The sequence below is a fragment of the Algibacter sp. Ld11 genome, from assembly GCF_045066735.1.
Taxonomy (GTDB): Bacteria; Bacteroidota; Bacteroidia; order Flavobacteriales; family Flavobacteriaceae; genus Algibacter.
This window is the reverse complement of record NZ_JBISHH010000024.1, coordinates 235,000-253,755: the sequence shown is the minus strand read 5'-3', so window position 1 is coordinate 253,755 and position 18,756 is coordinate 235,000. Positions and strand designations below refer to the sequence as shown.

Genomic DNA, 18,756 nt, shown 5'->3' with positions numbered 1-18,756 from the left:
TAACTAAACGGCAATACAATTTTATTTATGGAAGAGAAATTAAAAGTAACAAAAATGATTCATATAGCTTTATGCTCAGGTTTAGTTATGGCCTATATTTTTATAGGCGATGTAACTTCTATAAGCTTTAACATGCCAGCTTTAAGCCAATCCAACATCGTTTATGTGCTTATCCCTATAATTGCTTATATCTTTAGTAATTTCATGTTTAAAACGCAGCTAAAAGCAGCCGATAAAACACTAAAACCAGAAGCAAATATGGCCGTATATCAAACTGCCTCTATTGTAAGATGGGCCATACTAGAAGGTGCCGCATTTTTAATATTATTTCTAAATAAAGATTTTGTTCTATTTGGTATTTTAATAATACTATACCTAGCGTTAATACACCCTACGGAAGATCGTGTAAAAACAGATTTAACATATTAAATTTAAACCTTCTCTACATCAATAGGTTTACCTAAATACACTAACTGAAAACCTTCTTCAATAGTATCTACATTTAAATTATTTGAAGAAATAATATGTAGTTCTCCATCGTTATCCTTTATAAACAGAGGTATAATATCTTTATCATTATTGGTTATTTCTATTAAACTCTCATAATGTTCTCTATTTTCTAAATCAATTTCTTGTATCGATGGGTGGTCTTTAGCAACATCACTTAACATGCTATAGTGATCATTTTTACTAAATAAACCTTCCTTCGGACATTTTTGTTCATCACTCATTTCTTCCTGAGAAATTAGCCTAAAAGCACCATTTTCACCAAATTGCTTTCTAAATTTGTTAATAGCATATTTATTAATATCAGAGTTAATAGTTAAAGCCATTAAATATCCCACGTTATTCAATTCAATATCATCCATTAAATTATCCGAATAAATATTGGCATTCATAGCAGTTAAACCTAAATCTTTAGCTTTTTTAATATTACGCTCGTTACTATCGATAAGCACCACATTTCTGCCATTAGTCACTAAATAATGTGCTAATAACCTAGATACTTTAGAGGCTCCAATAATTAAAATACCTTCAGATTTTTTCAAGAAAACACCAACCATTTTAGCAAAAAAGCGTGCTGTAGTCGCGTTTAATAATACCGTTCCTAAAACAATCATAAATACCAGAGGTGTAATATATTCTGCACCAGAAACGCCCTCTTTAGCTAATTTTAACCCAAATAATGATGCAATACCTGCAGCTACAATACCACGTGGCCCCACCCAACTAATAAAAAACTTCTCATTGAGCTTTAATGAAGATCCATATGTACTTAAAAACACACCTACCGGACGAATAACAAATACAATTATTGAAAAAAGAATTAAAGTTTTCCAATCGTATATCAACATTAAATCGGAAACGTTAATGTTTGCTGCTAATAGAATAAATAAAATGGAAATGAGTAATACACTTAAAGATTCTTTAAAATAGAGCAGTTCTTTTAAATATGGCGATTTCGAGTTTCCTAAAACCATACCCATAACTACAACTGCCAATAAACCAGACTCGTGTGCAAAAGCATCAGATAGGACAAATACACCTAAAACCGCCGCTAAAGCAAACACATTTAATAAGTAATGTGGTACCCATTTATTATTAATTATAAAATTCATGGCATGTGCAAAAGCAAAACCAAATGTAGAACCAAACAATACAATTTTACCAAACTCTATTAATGCTGTTTTGGTAAACTCACCACCAGCGTCTACACTAATAAATTCAAAAACCAATACGGCAACCAGTGCACCAATTGGATCTATTAAAATACCTTCCCACTTTAAAACTGCCGAAATATCTTTTTTCATAGGTATATTTCTTAAAATAGGCGTTATCACCGTTGGTCCGGTAACAATTATTAAAGCCGAAAATAAACAGGAAATTTGCCAGCTTAAATCAAAAATATAATGAGCAGCCAATGCCGCACCGAAAAAAGTAACCATAGAACCTATGGTAATTAACTTAGTTATTACGGGTCCTACATTTTTAATTTCGCTCATTTTTAAGGTTAATCCGCCTTCAAATAAAATAACACTAATAGCTAAAGAGACAAAGTAAAACAAGCTTTCTCCGGGAAATAACCCTTCATCACCATTCCAAATCGGTTCTATCCATTTTGTACCATCGCCGCTTAAAAATTCGGCAGCAATAGGCCCAACTAATAAGCCAATCAAAATTAGCGGTAAAATGGCTGGAATTTTAAATTTCCAAGCAACCCATTGTGCTAAAATGCCTAAAATTATAATGCCTGCAAGTTCTATCATATTGAATATATCTATAAAAAAAGACTAATTTAAGTAAAACAGACGACTTGAAGTTTTTAAAAAATGTTATCTTTCAACTTTGAGCAAAAAATAGCAAAACACGTGAGTTTAAAGCCTTTTAAAAGTATTGGAATTGGTGTGGCCTTTTCGCCCAACCTAAAAGCGAATCTATTCGAAGCCGCAAGGCTATCGGTGTTTTTTAATGCTAAGTTGTTTTTAATACACGTTGGAGAACCGTCTGAAGATAAAACCAATACATTAAATGAAATTTTAAAAAGCTTTGAAAAAGACCTTTTAGAATTTGAGGTTGTTTTTAAAACCGGAGATCCTGTAGATGTTATTTTATCTATTTCCGAAGAGAAAAAAATAGATTTACTAATTCTAGGAGCCGTACAACGCGAACGCTTAGTAAAATACTATGTCGGTTCTATTGCTCGGAAAATTACGCGCCAAGCTAAATGCTCGATTTTGTTGTTAATTAAACCATCGGTAGTTCGCGCGGCTTGCCAGCATATTGTTGTTAATGGTTTAAAAGATCCAAAAACCGAAAACACCATTACAGCAGCTTTTTATGTAGCCAACCAACTAAAAGTTAAAAAACTGACTATTGTTGAAGAAATTAACGAAGAGCAAGTTACAGTAAAGGTAGACGACGACAAGTCTTTACGTCGTGCCACAATAATTAAGGAGCGCATAAAGCTAAGAGAAAACTCAAGAATAAAGGAAATAATAAGTCATATTCCCGAAGAATACACCACAGAAAAAACCATAAAATTACAACCTATTTTTGGTAAAAAAGGATATTCTATTGGGCATTACGCCCAAATTTCGCGCGCCGATTTATTAGTTATGAATGCACCAACAAAAATGACTTTTTGGGACCGCTTATTTCCACACGATATTGAACATATTTTAACCGAATTACCAACCGACGTACTAATCCTTCAATGAGTTCAAAAAAAAGTAATATAAAAACATTTTTTCAAACCTTACCCAAAAACATTTTTTCCGGTTTTGTAGTTAGTCTTATAGCCTTACCCTTAGGTTTAGGCTTAGCCATGGCTAGTGATGCACCACCAATTGCTGGTATAATCTCGGCCGTTATTGGTGGTATTGTAGTCTCTATTTTAGGCGGAAGCCACGTAACTATAGTGGGCCCAGGAAACGGTTTAGTAGGTGTAATTTTGGTTGCTATAACCACTTTGGGATTACAAAATGCTTACATCGCTATTGTTTTTTCGGGTGTGCTTTTAATGGGGCTTGGTTTTTTACGTATGGGCGCATTGGCTAACTTTTTCCCATCATCGGCCATTCAGGGTATGCTGGCAGCCATTGGTTTAATTATTTTAGGTAAACAATTCCATATTATGTTTGCTCATAAAATAAAACGTGAAGATACTATAGATTATTTACTAGAAATACCTTTTACTATTAACGATGCTTTGCATTACGAAAGCAAAGGCTTAGTTTTTGCGGCTCTAGCAGGCGTAATTAGTTTGGCTATTATGTTGTTTTATTCTAAAATTAGAAACAAATATTTACAGCTTATTCCAGCACCTATGTGGATTGTTATTCTATCCATAGCGTTTAGTTATTATTTTGAAATTGGCCTACACGAACCCAACCCTATTGCCAAAGAATACATGATATCTGGCATACCAAGCTTTAAGGATATTATTGCCGATATACCAACACCAAACTTTAGTGGTATTTGGAGCTTTTCCTTTTGGGCAAGTGTTTTAGCTCTTACACTTATTGCTAGCATAGAATCGCTTTTAAGTATAAAAGCTGTAGATAAATTAGATCCAGAAAAAAGACGATCTAACGTAAATCGAGATTTAAAAGCCTTAGGTTTAGCGACTATTGGTAGTGGTTTTTTAGGAGGTTTAAATGTTGTTACTGTAATTGCACGTAGCTCGGTAAATGTAAATAATGGCGCTACTAACCGTTCGGCCAATTTTTTCCATGCCTTTTTCTTGGTGTTATTTATTGTGCTTTTTAGCACGCAACTTACCAGAATCCCGTTGCCTGCCTTAATGGCTATTTTGGTTTACACAGGTTATAAGTTAGCCTCACCAAATGTAATTACTAAAATATTTTCTATTGGAAAAGAGCAACTTGTTATCTTTTTTGTAACCCTTATTATCACCTTAAAAATTGGTTTAATTTCGGGTATTATATCGGGTGTTATTGCAACCTTAATTATTCATATTATCATTAATAAAAGTGCTGGTTTATTTCTAAGAAACGTATTAAAACCTAATGTTTTAATGTATCAAGAAACAGACGACCAACACAACTTCTACGTGAGTGTAAAACATTTTTGTAGCTTTTTAAATTACTACAGACTTAAAGAACAACTCGATGCTGTACCCGAAGACCAGGATATTATTGTAGACTTTTCGCTTTGCGAATTTGTAGACCATACCGTTATGGAAAACATGAATAACTACCAAGAGTTATTCCAGAAGCGTGGTGGCCATTTTGATGTTATTGGTTTAGATCTGCACGATACCGATTCTAAGCATCCATTTGCACTACGACGCATGTTACCTGTACCAAAAATTATAAAAAACAGCTTAACAAGACGCCAAAAAAGCATGAAAAGTTTGGCTAAAGATTATAATTATAACTACAGTTCTAAAAAAGAAAAAGAAGTATTGTTTTTAAATAATTTTCAGTTTTTCAATACCAAGCACATCAATCATGTTTATAATAAACTGGCGCATGAAGATAAAAAGATGAAACTTTTTGATATTGAATTTTCCGAAGGTGAATTTATTGCTAAAGAAGTGATTAGAAAAACTATGCTTTACATTAACCTAAATCATGATATTCCAGAATTTACTCTAGATAAAGAAGGTTTTTTAGAAAAAGTATCTGCTCTTGCAGGTATTAAAGATATTGATATTGAAAATCATGATGACTTCTCGGATCGTTTCTTTCTTTTAGGTGAAAATGTAAATGAAATCAGCCAATTTTTTAATGATGATATCACCCACTTTTTTGAAAGTAATCCATACTACCACGTAGAATCTAACGGTTCTGCCCTACTCATTTTTGGCAGGCAACGTTTGGCTGGTATGAAAGAGATAAAAGCCCTCTTCGATTTTGGAAAACGCTTAAAAGCCGTTATCTCTTAATATATTCTTAACGTTTTCAACAATTACCAATAGATTTCGTAATTTTACGGTCCTATGAAATTATACCCTATTAATTCCGGTAATTTTAAACTAGACGGTGGCGCTATGTTCGGTGTTGTTCCTAAATCACTTTGGCAACGCACTAATCCAGCAGATGCCAATAATCTAATCGATATTGCAGCACGTTGCTTACTTATTGAAGATGGTGACAGGCTTATTTTGATTGATACTGGTATGGGCAACAAACAATCTGATAAATTCTTTGGTTACTATTCACTTTGGGGTAACGATACTTTAGATACTTCACTTAAAGCACATGGTTTTCATCGTGATGATATTACCGATGTATTTTTAACGCATTTACATTTCGATCATTCTGGTGGATGCATAGAATGGAACAAGGACAGAACAGGCTATCAACCCATTTTTAAAAATGCTCATTATTGGAGTAACGAAGACCATTGGCAATGGGCTACACAACCAAATAATCGTGAAAAAGCATCCTTTTTAAAAGAAAATATTATTCCTATTGAAGAAAGCGGACAGCTAAAATTTACAGAACTTCCTAATTCGAATACATTAAAAAATTCACCCTTAGGATTCGATATATTCTTTGCCGATGGACACACCGATAAACAAATGATTCCTTTAATAAACTATAAGGGCAACACCATTGCGTTCATGGCCGATTTACTACCAACTGTTGGACATCTACCTTTACCATTTGTTATGGGTTACGATACTCGACCGTTGTTAACGTTAAACGAAAAAGAAAGCTTCTTAAATTTAGCAGCCGACAACAATTTCTATTTGTTCTTGGAACACGATGCACACAACGAAATTATTACCGTAAAACACACCGAAAAAGGCGTACGCTTAGATCAAACATACTTAACTCAAGATATTTTTAAATAAACTTTAAGACTAATTCAAATAGTAAACATGAACACATTCAAATCGATTACAGTATCTGCTTTTACAGCATTACTTATTACAGGTTGCGGAGGCGCAGCAGCTATACTTTCTACACCTGTAGAAAATATTGATAATACACCTTTAAAAGTTTCAGATTTAACTGAAATTGAAAAACATAATTGGGGCCATTTAGATTTAGTTAAAGACACCATTCCTGGTATGAGTGTTGATAAAGCTTATGCTGAAATTATTAAAAACAAAAAAGGAGAAAAAGTTATTGTAGCAGTTATAGATGCTGGTATTGATGTTGACCATGAAGATCTAAAAAATGTTATGTGGACAAACACTAAAGAAATACCAAATAACGGTATAGACGACGACAAAAACGGCTATATAGATGATATTCATGGATGGAATTTTCTTGGAGATACTTACAATGAGCAATTAGAATTTGTTAGAATTTTAGCAAAAGGAGATACAAGCAGTCCTGATTATGCCAGAGCAAAGGCTGAGTACGATGAAGAATACCAAAAATACATGGGTTATAAAACTAATTATGACCAAATGTCTATGCAAATTGCTAGCGCCGATGAAACTTTAGCTAAACATTTAAACAAAAAAGATTATACTAAAGCTGATGTAAATGCTATTAAAACAGACGATGAAACCTTATCTCGAGCTGTGCAAATTGCAAAATACTTTTACGGTAATGGTATGGAATCTTTAACAGCTGCTAAAAAACAAATTGATAACAGCACAACGCAAATTAACGATCGTTTAAACTACAACTTAAATAAAGAGTTTAGCGGACGAATTAATGGCGATGATGCAGATGACATGTCTACTAAATTTTATGGAAATGGTAATGTTAAACCAACGGTAAAAACAGAAAGTCACGGTACACACGTTGCCGGAATTATTGCAGCAGAGCGTAATAATGGTAAAGGTGTAAATGGTGTTGCCAATAATGTTGAAATTATGAGTGTTCGTGCTGTACCAAATGGTGATGAGTACGATAAAGATATAGCTTTAGCTATTCGCTATGCTGTAGATAACGGTGCATCTATTATTAACGGAAGTTTTGGTAAATACTACTCACCACATAGTGATTGGGTGCGCGAAGCTATTACTTACGCAGGAAAAAACGATGTGCTTTTTGTTAATGCTGCAGGTAACGAAGGTATTAACTTAGATGAGAAAGATGTATTCCCGAATGATGCCGTTGGCATTGGTCCAGAAGTTTCAGATACTTTTATAACGGTTGGGGCCTTAGAGCCTAAATATGGTTCTGGTATTGTAGCTGGTTTTTCTAACTATGGTAAAGTAAATGTAGATGTATTTGCACCAGGTGCTAAAGTGTACTCTACAGTTCCAGAAAACGAATACGATACTAAAGGAGGTACGTCTATGGCTGCTCCTGCAGTTGCTGGTGTTGCTGCTTTAATACGTTCTTACTACCCTAAATTAAGTGCGGCTCAGGTAAAACAAATTATTATGGATTCTGGATTGGCTGTAAAAAGTAAGGTTATTGTTGGTGGCGATACTAATAATATAAAACCATTTGCCGATTTAACTAAATCTTCAAAAATGGTTAATGCTTATAACGCACTAATTTTAGCCTCAAAAACACATTAAATAAAACTTAAAAAGAGGCTTTAATTAGCCTCTTTTTTTATTCCATTTTTTTTATGAGAAAAATCTATATTTCTATTTTAAGTCTCGCGTTACTATCTTCGTGTACAACCACAAAAACGGTAACATCCACAACAAATTCTAGTACATCCATGGTTTTAAATTCTCCTGCAACTGCCACATATTGGCAACAGCATGTAGACTATAAAATGGATATAGATATGGATGTAAACAATTATCAATATCAAGGGAAACAAACATTGGTTTACACCAATAACTCTCCCGATGTTTTAGATCGTGTATATTACCATTTATTCTTCAATGCCTTTCAACCAGGTAGCGAAATGGATGTGCGCTCGCAAACTATTGCCGATCCAGATTCTCGTGTTGGCAGTAGAATTGGTGCATTAAAACCAAACGAAATTGGTTACATAAAAGTAAACAGTTTAAAACAAAACGGAACAACTTTAACGCACGAGACCGTAGGTACTATTTTAGAAGTTAAACTTGCAAACCCCATTAAACCAGGAGAAAAAGTAACGTTCACCATGGATTTTGATGCACAAGTACCTGCACAAATTCGTAGAACAGGTAGAAACAATGCCGAAGGTGTTGCTCTATCTATGGCACAATGGTATCCAAAATTGGCAGAATACGATTTTGAAGGTTGGCATGCCGATCCATATATTGGTCGTGAGTTTCACGGTGTTTGGGGCGATTTCGATGTAAAATTAACTATTGATAAAGCTTACACAGTTGCAGGTTCTGGTTATTTACAAAATCCTAATCAAATTGGTCATGGTTATCAAACCGGAACGGTTACAACACCAAATTCAGATAAACTAACGTGGCATTTTGTTGCACCAAACGTGCACGATTTTACTTGGGCAGCAGATACCGATTATATCCACGACACAAAACAAGTACCAAACGGACCCCTTTTACATTTTTTCTATAAAAATGATTTAGATGCTGAGCATAAAGGTTATTGGAAAAAAATGCAACCGAAAACAGTAGAACTTATGCAGTACTACAGTAAAAACGTTGGGCAGTATCCATACAAACAATATTCGGTTATTCAAGGTGGAGATGGTGGTATGGAGTACGCTATGAGTACTTTAATTACCGGTAACAGAAGTTATGGCAGTTTAGTAGGCGTAACAGCTCACGAATTAGCGCACACATGGTTTCAATTTTTACTAGCTTCAAATGAATCTAAGCACGAATGGATGGATGAAGGTTTTACAACCTATATCAGTAATATGGCCATGAACGATATTATGGATGAAGGCAAAGAAAACCCTTTAGCAAACGCTTATAAAGGTTATATTTATTTAGCAAATTCTGGTAAAGAACAACCACTTACTACACATTCCGATCGTTATGCTTATAATAGATCATACAGCATTGCAGCATACAGCAAAGGTGCGGTGTTTTTAAGCCAGTTAGGTTATGTTATTGGAGCCGAAAACTTAAAGAAAACTATTAAAAAATACTTTACAGATTTCTCTTTTAAACATCCAAAACCATTAGATATTGTGCGTACAGCAGAACGTGTTTCAGGCTTAGAACTTGATTGGTATTTAATAGATTTCGGACAAACAACAAACACCATTGATTATAGCGTAAAAGCTATAGAAGGCAACAACATTACTTTAGAGCGTATTGGTTTAATGCCAATGCCTATAGATTTAAAAGTAACATATGCAGATGGTACTTCGGAAGATTTCTACATTCCTTTACAAATGATGCGTGGTGAAAAACCAACCACAGCTACTATAATTAGCGATTGGGCTTGGGCCTACCCTACTTATTCATTTAAAGCATCTAAAACAGTGAAAACTGTTGAAATTGATCCATCTGGTTTAATGGCCGATGTGGATAGCTCGAACAATAAAAAATAGCATTTTTTAAATACAGTTTTAAAAAAGTCTTTTTGTGAAAACAGAAAGACTTTTTTGTTTTCTAAACTTTTAGAACAAAATAAATTTTATCTGATTATCAATTACTTAAAATAATACAAGTTATAAAATATTGATTTCATCAGAAAAAAGATATAAATTAGTAGGGTAAATACTTCACGACATATTCGTGTTTATTTTATTGTACTAATTACAACTTAAATGAATCTATAAAAGCCTTCTAAAACATGATGAAACATCCAAAAATTTACGGAATTCTATTCTTAGCCCTACTCGGTATTTCTAGTTGCGTAAATTTAAAACATGTCAATGCTTATTCTTCAGAATCGTTAGAAGGCGTTCAATATTTTGAAACATTAAACTATAGTTTTCAACAAAGCTGTTTCGATAAATGTTTTGAAGAAAAAATTAATAATCTAGAGTTTCTAAATCAAGATTGCAATTGCCAACAAGAAAAAGTTGCCGATAGTATCACTTTAAAAATATATACTTCTGTTTTTGGGTATTTTGATGGGCTCACTAACTTATCGAATAACGATTTAACATCTTATAAAACCGATGCGTTATCAAATGCCTTATCCGAAGGCGATTTTGGTTCAATAACTATAAAAACAGAACATGTAGAATCTTACACTACAGTCTCCCAACTTCTAATTCATGCCTTTACCGATTCTTATAGAAAAAAGAAAATTAAAACTTACGTTAAAGCTGCTAATACTTCTGTTAAAACCTTAATTTCATTTCTAGATTTTAATATTTCATCCAATTTAAATGGAAAATTAGAGGTGAAAAAAAACAGACTTAAAGCCGATTATTTCGATTTAGTAAAAGATACATCACTTTCAAGTTTTGAAAAAAGAAATGCCATAACAGAATATTACACCAACATCTCTGTAATTGAACAGCAACAAGCCAAATTTGCCGCTTATTCTAAAACCTTAGCAGCAATATCCGAAGGACATCAAAAGCTTTACGATGATATTGAGCATCTATCTTTAAAAGAAATTAAACAAGAACTTTTTGAGTCGGCAAGTGAAATTAAATCGATTATTTCTGAATTAAAAAAAATATAGACAACCATGGCAAAATTAACTTCAAAACAGGTGAATGAGCTCGCTAACTATTTTTTAGCATTGGCGCAATCTATGGGAGATTATAGAATTTTAAACTTCGATAATTTAACTAAACTTGAGAATAAAAAATTAAGAGAAACGCATAGAAAAACGTTGGATTATTCGGATGATTTATTTACAATGTCGGCAACCTTCGTGATGGACGATGTATCTGCTTCTTTGGAAACCTTAGACGGTATCACTAAAAAAATTAATAAATCGTATAAAGATTTGGAAGACGTTCAAAAAGCCATCACTATATCTGCACATGTTGTAACATTAGGGGCTTCTATTTTTACTTTTAATCCGCAAGCTATAGTTGATTCCTTAGGAAACTTAAAAGACTCTATAAAGGCTTAATTTTGAATTGAAAAACAAGTGAGAAACATAAAACTTTTAATTATAATATTGACATTTACATCTCAATTAAAAGCACAAAATTATAATGTAACACCAACCTATACTTCTTGAAAATGTTACGAAAGGTATTTTTATTATGAATAAAAATTTGAATGAAAAGAAGTTGATTACGAAAAAATAAAAGAATCAAAGAAAAAACTCAAGTGGAGCTGATAAAATGTGAGCAACGGAAACTAAAGTTGCCAAAATATCAAGAAAAAATAAAAATTCTTGGATACGAAATAAATATAACTGGAATTATTGCTCATCATAAATATTTTAAAAAAAGAAGAAAAACAGAAAGTTAGAGCCCAAAAACGAAAAAAAATAATTTTTACCACTTAACTTACGTTGCTCATACTAACCATCAATACCCTTAAAATATTTACTCCAAACCACTTCACTCCGGTTTTTTTATTTCATTACCTTTGGGCAATAATCCCAATGCATTGAGTTTTACATACCCACAACAAGAAAAATTAAAAAGCAGAAAGCTAATTGATAAGCTGTTTACCGAAGGAAAATCGGTTTCAGCCTATCCGTTTCGTATGGTTTATTTACCAACCTCTCATAATGAAGATGTTTTAGCTAAAACCGGTGTATCAGTAAGTAAACGAAACTTTAAAAAAGCTCCAGATAGAAACCGCATAAAACGCTTGTTACGCGAAGCTTATAGATTGAATAAAGCGGAGTATTTTAACAATTTAACAGCACAACATGCGTTTATGATTTTGTACATTGGCAAAGAAAAACCAACGTTTTTACAAGTTGAAACCAAAATGAAACAGCTTTTCGAAAAGTTTTCAATTAAAATTTCTGAATAAAATTACATCACATGAAACAATTCTTCAAAAAGAAAATAATAATTCCAATTTTAGCTTGTACCCTATTTTTATCTACTACAGCTTTTAAAAACGATTTTTTTGAAATTGCAAAACAGCTAGAAATTTTTACCACACTATTTAAAGAACTTAACATGAATTATGTTGACGAAACCAACCCTGGCGACTTAATGGATATTGCTATAAAAAGTATGTTGGCTAGTTTGGATCCGTACACAAATTTTATGAATGAGCAAGATGTAGAAGCTGCTAGAATTAACAATACCGGCGATTACACAGGTATTGGTGCTAGAATAAAAACATTTAAAGATAAACTTGTTGTTGTAGAACCATACAAAGATTATCCTGCCGATAAAGCCGGATTAAAAGCTGGAGACGAGATTATAAAAGTAGGTAATGTTTTAATTGAAACCTATAAAGATTACGCCGGAGATTTACTAAAAGGTGCACCAAACTCTGAAGTTGAAGTCACTTATAACCGACAAGGAAAAACCCAAACAGCAACCATAAAACGCGCCGAAGTAGAAATAAAAGCCGTACCATATTTTTCTATGATAAACGAAAAAACAGGTTACATTGTTTTAAGTAAGTTTAATAAAAAAGCACACAAAGAAACCAATTATGCTTTACGTGATTTAAAAGCCCAAGGTGCCGAAAAAATAATTTTAGATTTACGTGGCAATCCAGGCGGTTTATTAAACGAAGCCATTAAAATTGTTAATCTTTTTGTGCCAAAAGGGCAACTGGTAGTAACTACAAAATCTAAGGTAAAACAATACAATAAAACCTATTACACACAAAGCGAACCTATAGATACAGAAATTCCGTTAGTGGTTTTAATAAATGGCAGAAGTGCATCGGCAAGTGAAATTGTTTCGGGTGCTTTACAAGATTTAGATCGTGCTGTGGTGGTTGGATCTCGCAGTTTTGGAAAAGGATTAGTACAACGCCCAAAGTTATTAACATACGGTACACAAGTTAAAATTACTATTTCAAGATATTATACACCTTCTGGACGTTGTATTCAAGCGCTAGATTATTGGCATCGTGATGAAAAAGGGGAAGCTGTACGTGTAAAACAAGAACAATACAATGCCTTTAAAACCAAAAACGGACGTCAAGTTTTTGATGGTGGTGGCGTTTATCCAGATGTTTTAGTGGGGCAAAATAAAAAATCGCCTGTAGCAACTGCAATTGTTAATAATGACCTTATTTTTAACTATGCTACAAACTATTACTACACTCATAAAATTGATAATATTGATTCATTTGAACTTACAGATGCTGATTTTACAGACTTTAAAAAGTATTTAAAAACAAACAATTTTTCTTTTGAAACAGAAACTGAAAAAGCACTTTATAAAGCTTTTGAAACCGCAACAAACGAAGAGCTTAACGATAATATTGAAAAAGATTATAACACTTTATTGGCAAATTTAAAACAATCTAAATCTGATGTTATAGATGAAAATAAAGCCTTTTTAATGGAATCTTTAACAGAAGATATTGTTAAACATTATGCCTACCGCGAAGGCTTGTTTGATTACTACAAAACTCACGATGCTAGAATTAAAAAAGCAACCGAAATTCTTAATAATCCTTCAAAATATACGGCGTATTTAAAATAGATTTACAGTTGTTTATTGGGCTTAAAAACGGGCTTAGTTTGCATTTATATAGGTTAAAATCTCAAAAACAGTATATTTACAGCTATAATAGCCTTTAAAACTATGCATAAACTTGTTTTATCAATACTTTTCATTTTAAATGCTGGTATTACTTTTTCGCAAAGTAAACTGAGCCACGATGTTTATTTTGATACTGATAAGTTTACAGTACCTTCTACAGAAAAAAATAGGTTACTTCTTTTTATTTCTACTTTGCAAGACATTGAAATAGAGTCTATTTCTATTTATGGATTTTGTGATGATGTTGGTGCGGATAGCTATAATTTAAAGCTATCTCAAGATCGCGCCAATGCTATAAAAGCTATTTTTTCTGATAATGAAATTAGTGAAGATTTAATTACCAATGTTGATGGTAAAGGTGAAATTTTACTAAAAATTATTGAAGACAATAACATTTTAAACATTAGAGGATTAAATAGAAAAGTAGAAATTAACGTAAACCCAAAACCACCGGTAGTAGAAGAGGTTCTAATAGAAGACATTGTTGAAGTTGAAGAACCACCAAAACCAAAAATACCTAAAACAGCACCAGAAAAACTGCAAGGTGAACTAAAAATTGGAGATAAAATACTTCTAGAAAATATTCTATTTAAAACAGGATATAGTACTATTTTATCATCATCTAAAAAAACATTAGATACACTTGCTAAAATATTAGTAGCGCGTAAAAACCTATACTTTACAATACAAGGCCATGTTTGCTGCACACAACTTACTAGAGATGCTGTAGATAGAAAAACAAAACAACGCAACCTATCGGAAACGCGAGCTAAATTTGTTTACGACTATTTTGTAAAAAAAGGTGTAAATAAAAGACGCATGCGCTATATGGGTATGCGCCGCAAATTTCCGCTTGGTGGCGATCCAAAATTAGATAGACGTGTAGAGGTTTTAATTACGCATGTTGGCGATTCTAACTAAAATATTATGAACAGGAAAAGCTACTTTTTATTTGTTTGCCTGTGCATAGTTTGTAATAATATACAATCTCAAAACACCTTTGTTCCCGACAATAATTTCGAGCAAGCCTTAATAGATTTAGGTTTAGATTCTGGGGCTCTAGATAACTTAGTTCCTACCGCAAATATTACCAATATTACCAATTTAGATGTTGAATCTAAAAACATCACAGACCTTACCGGAATTGAAGATTTTACAGCGTTATCGATATTTAATTGCTCCGATAATAACTTATCGAGTTTACCAGTTTCAACTAATGTAAACTTAACCGAATTGTACTGCCATAAAAACCAGATTACCAGTTTAGATGTGAATTCACTATCGAAATTAAAAATTTTTTGGTGTGATAATAACGAACTTGGAGAACTGGATGTTAGTAAAAATTCTAACTTAATTTCATTGGTTTGCGACTCTAATTTTTTAAATAATCTTGATACGCTTAATAACTTTAAATTAACCATATTATCGTGCGCTAATAATAATATTTCAAATTTAAATGTTTCCGAAAATACGAACTTGAATTCATTATTAATTAATGGTAATCGACTTATTAACATAGACCTTTCTGATAATAACATTCTAACTATTTTAAATTGTAGTTTTAATGAATTTACTACTCTCGATCTTACTTTAAACAAAAATCTTAGAAACATAAATTGTAGTTTTAATAAACTTGCTCAAATAGATTTAACAGCACATAATAATTTAGTAGAACTAGATGTTAGTAATAACGATTTATGTGTGTTGAATATTAAAAATGGTAACAACAGTAATATAAACACTCTAAATTTCGAATCTAATCCCAACTTAAATTGTGTAGTTGTGGATAATCCGGATAATACTTATTCGCATTGGGAACCCAATACTTTTACAAATTATATTACCGATGTAGAAGATTGTAGTATTAGTATTCCTGTAGATTATTTAAATAATTATATTGGTATTAGATATACTTTACCAGAAATTACAAACGGAAATTATTTTACAGAACCTAATGGAAACGGTTTAATGCTGCAGCCTGGCGAAGTTATTAACACTACCCAAAGCATCTTTATTTTTAATGAAACGGTATGCGATAGTAATGAGTCGTTTTTTAATGTTACTATCTTAAACGATTCTTTTTACATCCCGAAATACTTTACACCAAATAATGATGGAAATCACGATTTTTGGCAGATTTACGATACTTTAAACTTAGTTGATATTATTTATGTGTTTAATAGGCAAGGCAAGCTTTTAAAAGCCTTTAATACCGATTATATAGGATGGAATGGTACTTTTAACGGCGAAGCATTACCACCTACAGATTATTGGTATGTAATAACATTAAAAACTAAAGAAACACTCAAAGGCCATTTTACTTTAAAAAGATAGTTTTATTATTGCTTTATCATGGCAATATGCGGAATATCATCTTCTAAGTAAGGATTTCCAATTTCAGAAAAACCTAAATTGTTATAAAATTTTTTAAGGTATACCTGTGCCGAAATTTTTATAACCGTTTGGCTGAAGTATTTCTGTATCGCTTCCGCGGAAGCGTGCATAATATCGTAACCATATTTATGCTGCCTTTCATTTTTAGCCACTACTACCCTACCAATGCTCGATTCTTCGAAGTAATCGCCTGGTTTAAAAATACGTGTGTACGCCACAATTTTTTGATTTTTGATACCTAAAACATGCAGCGCTTTTTGATCTTTACCATCAATATCTTGGTAAACACAGTCTTGTTCTACCCCAAAAACTTCGCTTCGTAATTGCAAGAGGCTATATAATTCTTGCTTAGTTAAAGCTTCGAAGGTTTTTACTTCAATATTAATCATAAATTAAGGTAAATGGAGTTATTAACAATTGGAATTTTAATCTTGAACTATAATGTCTTTAGAATCGTTTTTATCGAATTCCGGCTGAATAGTAACATGGTTAATATCATGATTTTCATGTAAATACGTTTCTATCTTACTTAAAATAGCATCGAACTCAGTTATTAACACATTTTCTTCTAAATCTAAATGGGCTTCTAAATGGAGCTCATTATCACTTAAATTCCAGATATGTACGTGGTGAAGTAATTTCACCTTTTCGAACTTATTAACATCATCTACTAAGCTATTAATATCAATATGTTCGGGTGTAAATAGCATGAGCATTTTAGTAGAGGTCTTTAAAAGATCGAAACCTACCCAAATTAAGTACAAAGCTATTAAAAATGTTAATAAACTATCTACCCAAAAAAGCTGGTAGTATTTCATGAGCATACCGCCAATAAACACAGCTACGCTAGCTAACATATCGGTTAATAAATGTATATATGCCGATTTTATATTAATGTTATTACCAGCGTCTTTTTTTAATAATAATACGCTAAACCCATTACCAACAATGGCTAGCAAGGCTAAAACAATTACTAAATTAGACTCAATAACTTGTGGATTTTGAAAGCGCACCACGGCTTCCTTAATTAAAATAAAAGCAACAATTACTAATGTAGATGCATTGATAAATGCGGCTAAAATTTCGGCTCGCTTATAACCAAACGTGCGGTGTTCGGAGGCTTTCTTTTTAGATAGTTTAGAGGCTACATAACTAACAACTAACGAAATAACATCGCTGAAATTATGTAGTGCATCACTCAATAAGGATAAGCTACCTGAAATTAAACCACCAATAACCTGCGCCACTGTTATTACAATATTTAATAGAATAGAAATCAATAGATTTTTATCCTTCATATCATGATGGTGATGTGCCGAATGATTATGCCCGTGGTTGTGGCTCATTTATTTTATTTCAACTGTAGTTTTATTAAAAAGAAAACACTTATTAACAAGATACCGGAATTTTATCGATACGGTTTTGGTGACGACCGCCTTCAAATTCTGTATTTAAAAATACATCAACCATTTCTATAACTTGTTGAACTGCAGTAAAACGAGCAGGAATACATAAAATATTAGCATTATTATGGCTACGTATTAAATGTACAATTTCTTTATTCCAACATAAACCAGCTCTAATTTTTTGATGCTTATTAGCCGTCATGGCTACACCATTAGCACTACCGCAAATTAAAATGCCAAACTCTGAAGTGTTGTTTTCAACATCGTTAGCAACTGGATGTACAAAATCTGCATAATCTACACTATCGTTAACATCTGTACCGTGGTTAACAATATTGATTCCTTTTGCTTCTAAATGCTTAATAATAGCAAATTTATATTCGGTTCCTGCGTGATCGTTTCCTATGGAGATTGTCATTATATATATATTAAAGTAAACTTAAACAAAGGTACTAAATAATGTACTGCTATTATATATTTGCAATGTGCTAACTATAGGTATACATGCTAAATTTACGTTAAAAGCTATTAATAGTTTACAAATCAATACCTTGTAAATAATAAGCTTAGAAAGTGTTTCGGTTATTAACAATTGTAATACTAATGTGCATTACTGTATTCATTACTTGTTAATAAGTGTTGATTAGTTTGTAAAAGAAAAACCTTGAATATCCAATAATTTTTACAATCAGTAACATTTAGTTAACATGCAAATAAGTTAATGTAAATTTTTGGTTAAGTTATTAGCATTAAAAATGGTAGTTTTTAGATTTGTTAATAGCGTTATTTATTAAAAATTGTTGTTAATAGTGGTTATTAACAATTGTTAATAGCAATTTTAAAATCGTTTAAATTTAATAAGTTAGCATGTTTAAAGCTGTTCATTTGTTATCAACAACATTCAATAAGATACAAATCAAAATAAACCTTCAAAAAGTTATACCGCTATTCACAAGCTATAATAAGCATCATTATTTTTTTTAAATTTAAAAGAAAAACTGATTATATATATATATATGTGGATAACTCTAAAAAA

16 protein-coding genes are annotated in these 18,756 nt (G+C 32.1%); 12 read left to right on the top strand and 4 right to left on the bottom strand.

The features are described 5' to 3' along the window. Positions 1–54 precede the first annotated feature (54 nt). Positions 55–429: an MFS transporter gene (locus tag ACJJV4_RS11520; protein ID WP_405294552.1), complete on the top strand. Its 375-nt coding sequence runs from the start codon at positions 55–57 to the stop codon at positions 427–429. Between the two features lie 2 nt (positions 430–431). Here ACJJV4_RS11520 and ACJJV4_RS11515 read toward each other — a convergent pair whose 3' ends face one another. Then, entirely contained in the window at positions 432–2,267 is a 1,836-nt protein-coding gene (locus ACJJV4_RS11515) for a cation:proton antiporter (protein ID WP_405294550.1), read from the bottom strand. A gap of 63 nt (positions 2,268–2,330) precedes the next feature. On the opposite strand from ACJJV4_RS11515, the gene ACJJV4_RS11510 reads away from it, so the two are divergent. The 11 genes from ACJJV4_RS11510 (at position 2,331) to ACJJV4_RS11460 (ending at position 16,254) form a co-directional block, all read left to right on the top strand. After that, positions 2,331–3,218: a universal stress protein gene (locus ACJJV4_RS11510; protein ID WP_405294548.1), complete on the top strand. Its 888-nt coding sequence runs from the start codon at positions 2,331–2,333 to the stop codon at positions 3,216–3,218. Beyond that, positions 3,215–5,410, top strand: coding sequence for a SulP family inorganic anion transporter (locus ACJJV4_RS11505; RefSeq protein WP_405294546.1), 2,196 nt, complete (start codon positions 3,215–3,217; stop codon positions 5,408–5,410). The genes ACJJV4_RS11510 and ACJJV4_RS11505 overlap by 4 nt, the downstream gene beginning before the upstream one ends. Positions 5,411–5,464: 54 nt before the next feature. After that, positions 5,465–6,325: an MBL fold metallo-hydrolase gene (locus ACJJV4_RS11500; RefSeq protein ID WP_405294544.1), complete on the top strand. Its 861-nt coding sequence runs from the start codon at positions 5,465–5,467 to the stop codon at positions 6,323–6,325. Between the two features lie 27 nt (positions 6,326–6,352). Beyond that, positions 6,353–7,960, top strand: coding sequence for a S8 family peptidase (locus tag ACJJV4_RS11495; protein ID WP_405294542.1), 1,608 nt, complete (start codon positions 6,353–6,355; stop codon positions 7,958–7,960). 53 nt (positions 7,961–8,013) lie between these two features. After that, positions 8,014–9,861, top strand: coding sequence for a M1 family metallopeptidase (locus ACJJV4_RS11490; RefSeq protein ID WP_405294540.1), 1,848 nt, complete (start codon positions 8,014–8,016; stop codon positions 9,859–9,861). A 245-nt stretch (positions 9,862–10,106) separates the two neighbouring features. Then, the gene (locus tag ACJJV4_RS11485) at positions 10,107–10,952 is read left to right on the top strand and encodes a hypothetical protein (RefSeq protein ID WP_405294538.1); all 846 of its coding nucleotides are present in this window, start codon (positions 10,107–10,109) and stop codon (positions 10,950–10,952) included. A gap of 6 nt (positions 10,953–10,958) precedes the next feature. Beyond that, positions 10,959–11,351: a hypothetical protein gene (locus tag ACJJV4_RS11480; protein WP_405294536.1), complete on the top strand. Its 393-nt coding sequence runs from the start codon at positions 10,959–10,961 to the stop codon at positions 11,349–11,351. A gap of 488 nt (positions 11,352–11,839) precedes the next feature. After that, on the top strand, positions 11,840–12,214 hold the full coding sequence (rnpA, locus tag ACJJV4_RS11475; protein ID WP_405294534.1) for a ribonuclease P protein component: 375 nt from the start codon (positions 11,840–11,842) through the stop codon (positions 12,212–12,214). An 11-nt stretch (positions 12,215–12,225) separates the two neighbouring features. Further along, complete coding sequence (locus ACJJV4_RS11470) at positions 12,226–13,860, top strand: S41 family peptidase (protein ID WP_405294532.1); 1,635 nt, start codon at positions 12,226–12,228, stop codon at positions 13,858–13,860. Positions 13,861–13,962: 102 nt separating this feature from the next. Continuing rightward, positions 13,963–14,841, top strand: a complete 879-nt coding sequence (locus tag ACJJV4_RS11465) for an OmpA family protein (protein WP_405294530.1) — start codon at positions 13,963–13,965, stop codon at positions 14,839–14,841. 6 nt (positions 14,842–14,847) lie between these two features. Then, the gene (locus ACJJV4_RS11460; RefSeq protein WP_405294528.1) at positions 14,848–16,254 is read left to right on the top strand and encodes a T9SS type B sorting domain-containing protein; all 1,407 of its coding nucleotides are present in this window, start codon (positions 14,848–14,850) and stop codon (positions 16,252–16,254) included. A 5-nt stretch (positions 16,255–16,259) separates the two neighbouring features. Here the strand turns inward: ACJJV4_RS11460 and ACJJV4_RS11455 are convergent, their stop codons facing one another. The 3 genes from ACJJV4_RS11455 to ACJJV4_RS11445 are packed head-to-tail and all read right to left on the bottom strand — an operon-like array spanning position 16,260 to position 18,138. Further along, complete coding sequence (locus ACJJV4_RS11455; protein WP_405294526.1) at positions 16,260–16,703, bottom strand: GNAT family N-acetyltransferase; 444 nt, start codon at positions 16,701–16,703, stop codon at positions 16,260–16,262. A gap of 36 nt (positions 16,704–16,739) precedes the next feature. Beyond that, positions 16,740–17,660 carry a cation diffusion facilitator family transporter gene (locus tag ACJJV4_RS11450; RefSeq protein WP_405294524.1) on the bottom strand — a complete coding sequence of 307 codons (921 nt, stop codon included), beginning with the start codon at positions 17,658–17,660 and terminating at the stop codon, positions 16,740–16,742. 43 nt (positions 17,661–17,703) lie between these two features. Beyond that, positions 17,704–18,138, bottom strand: a complete 435-nt coding sequence (locus ACJJV4_RS11445) for an RpiB/LacA/LacB family sugar-phosphate isomerase (RefSeq protein WP_405294522.1) — start codon at positions 18,136–18,138, stop codon at positions 17,704–17,706. Between the last annotated feature and the right edge of the window lie 618 nt (positions 18,139–18,756).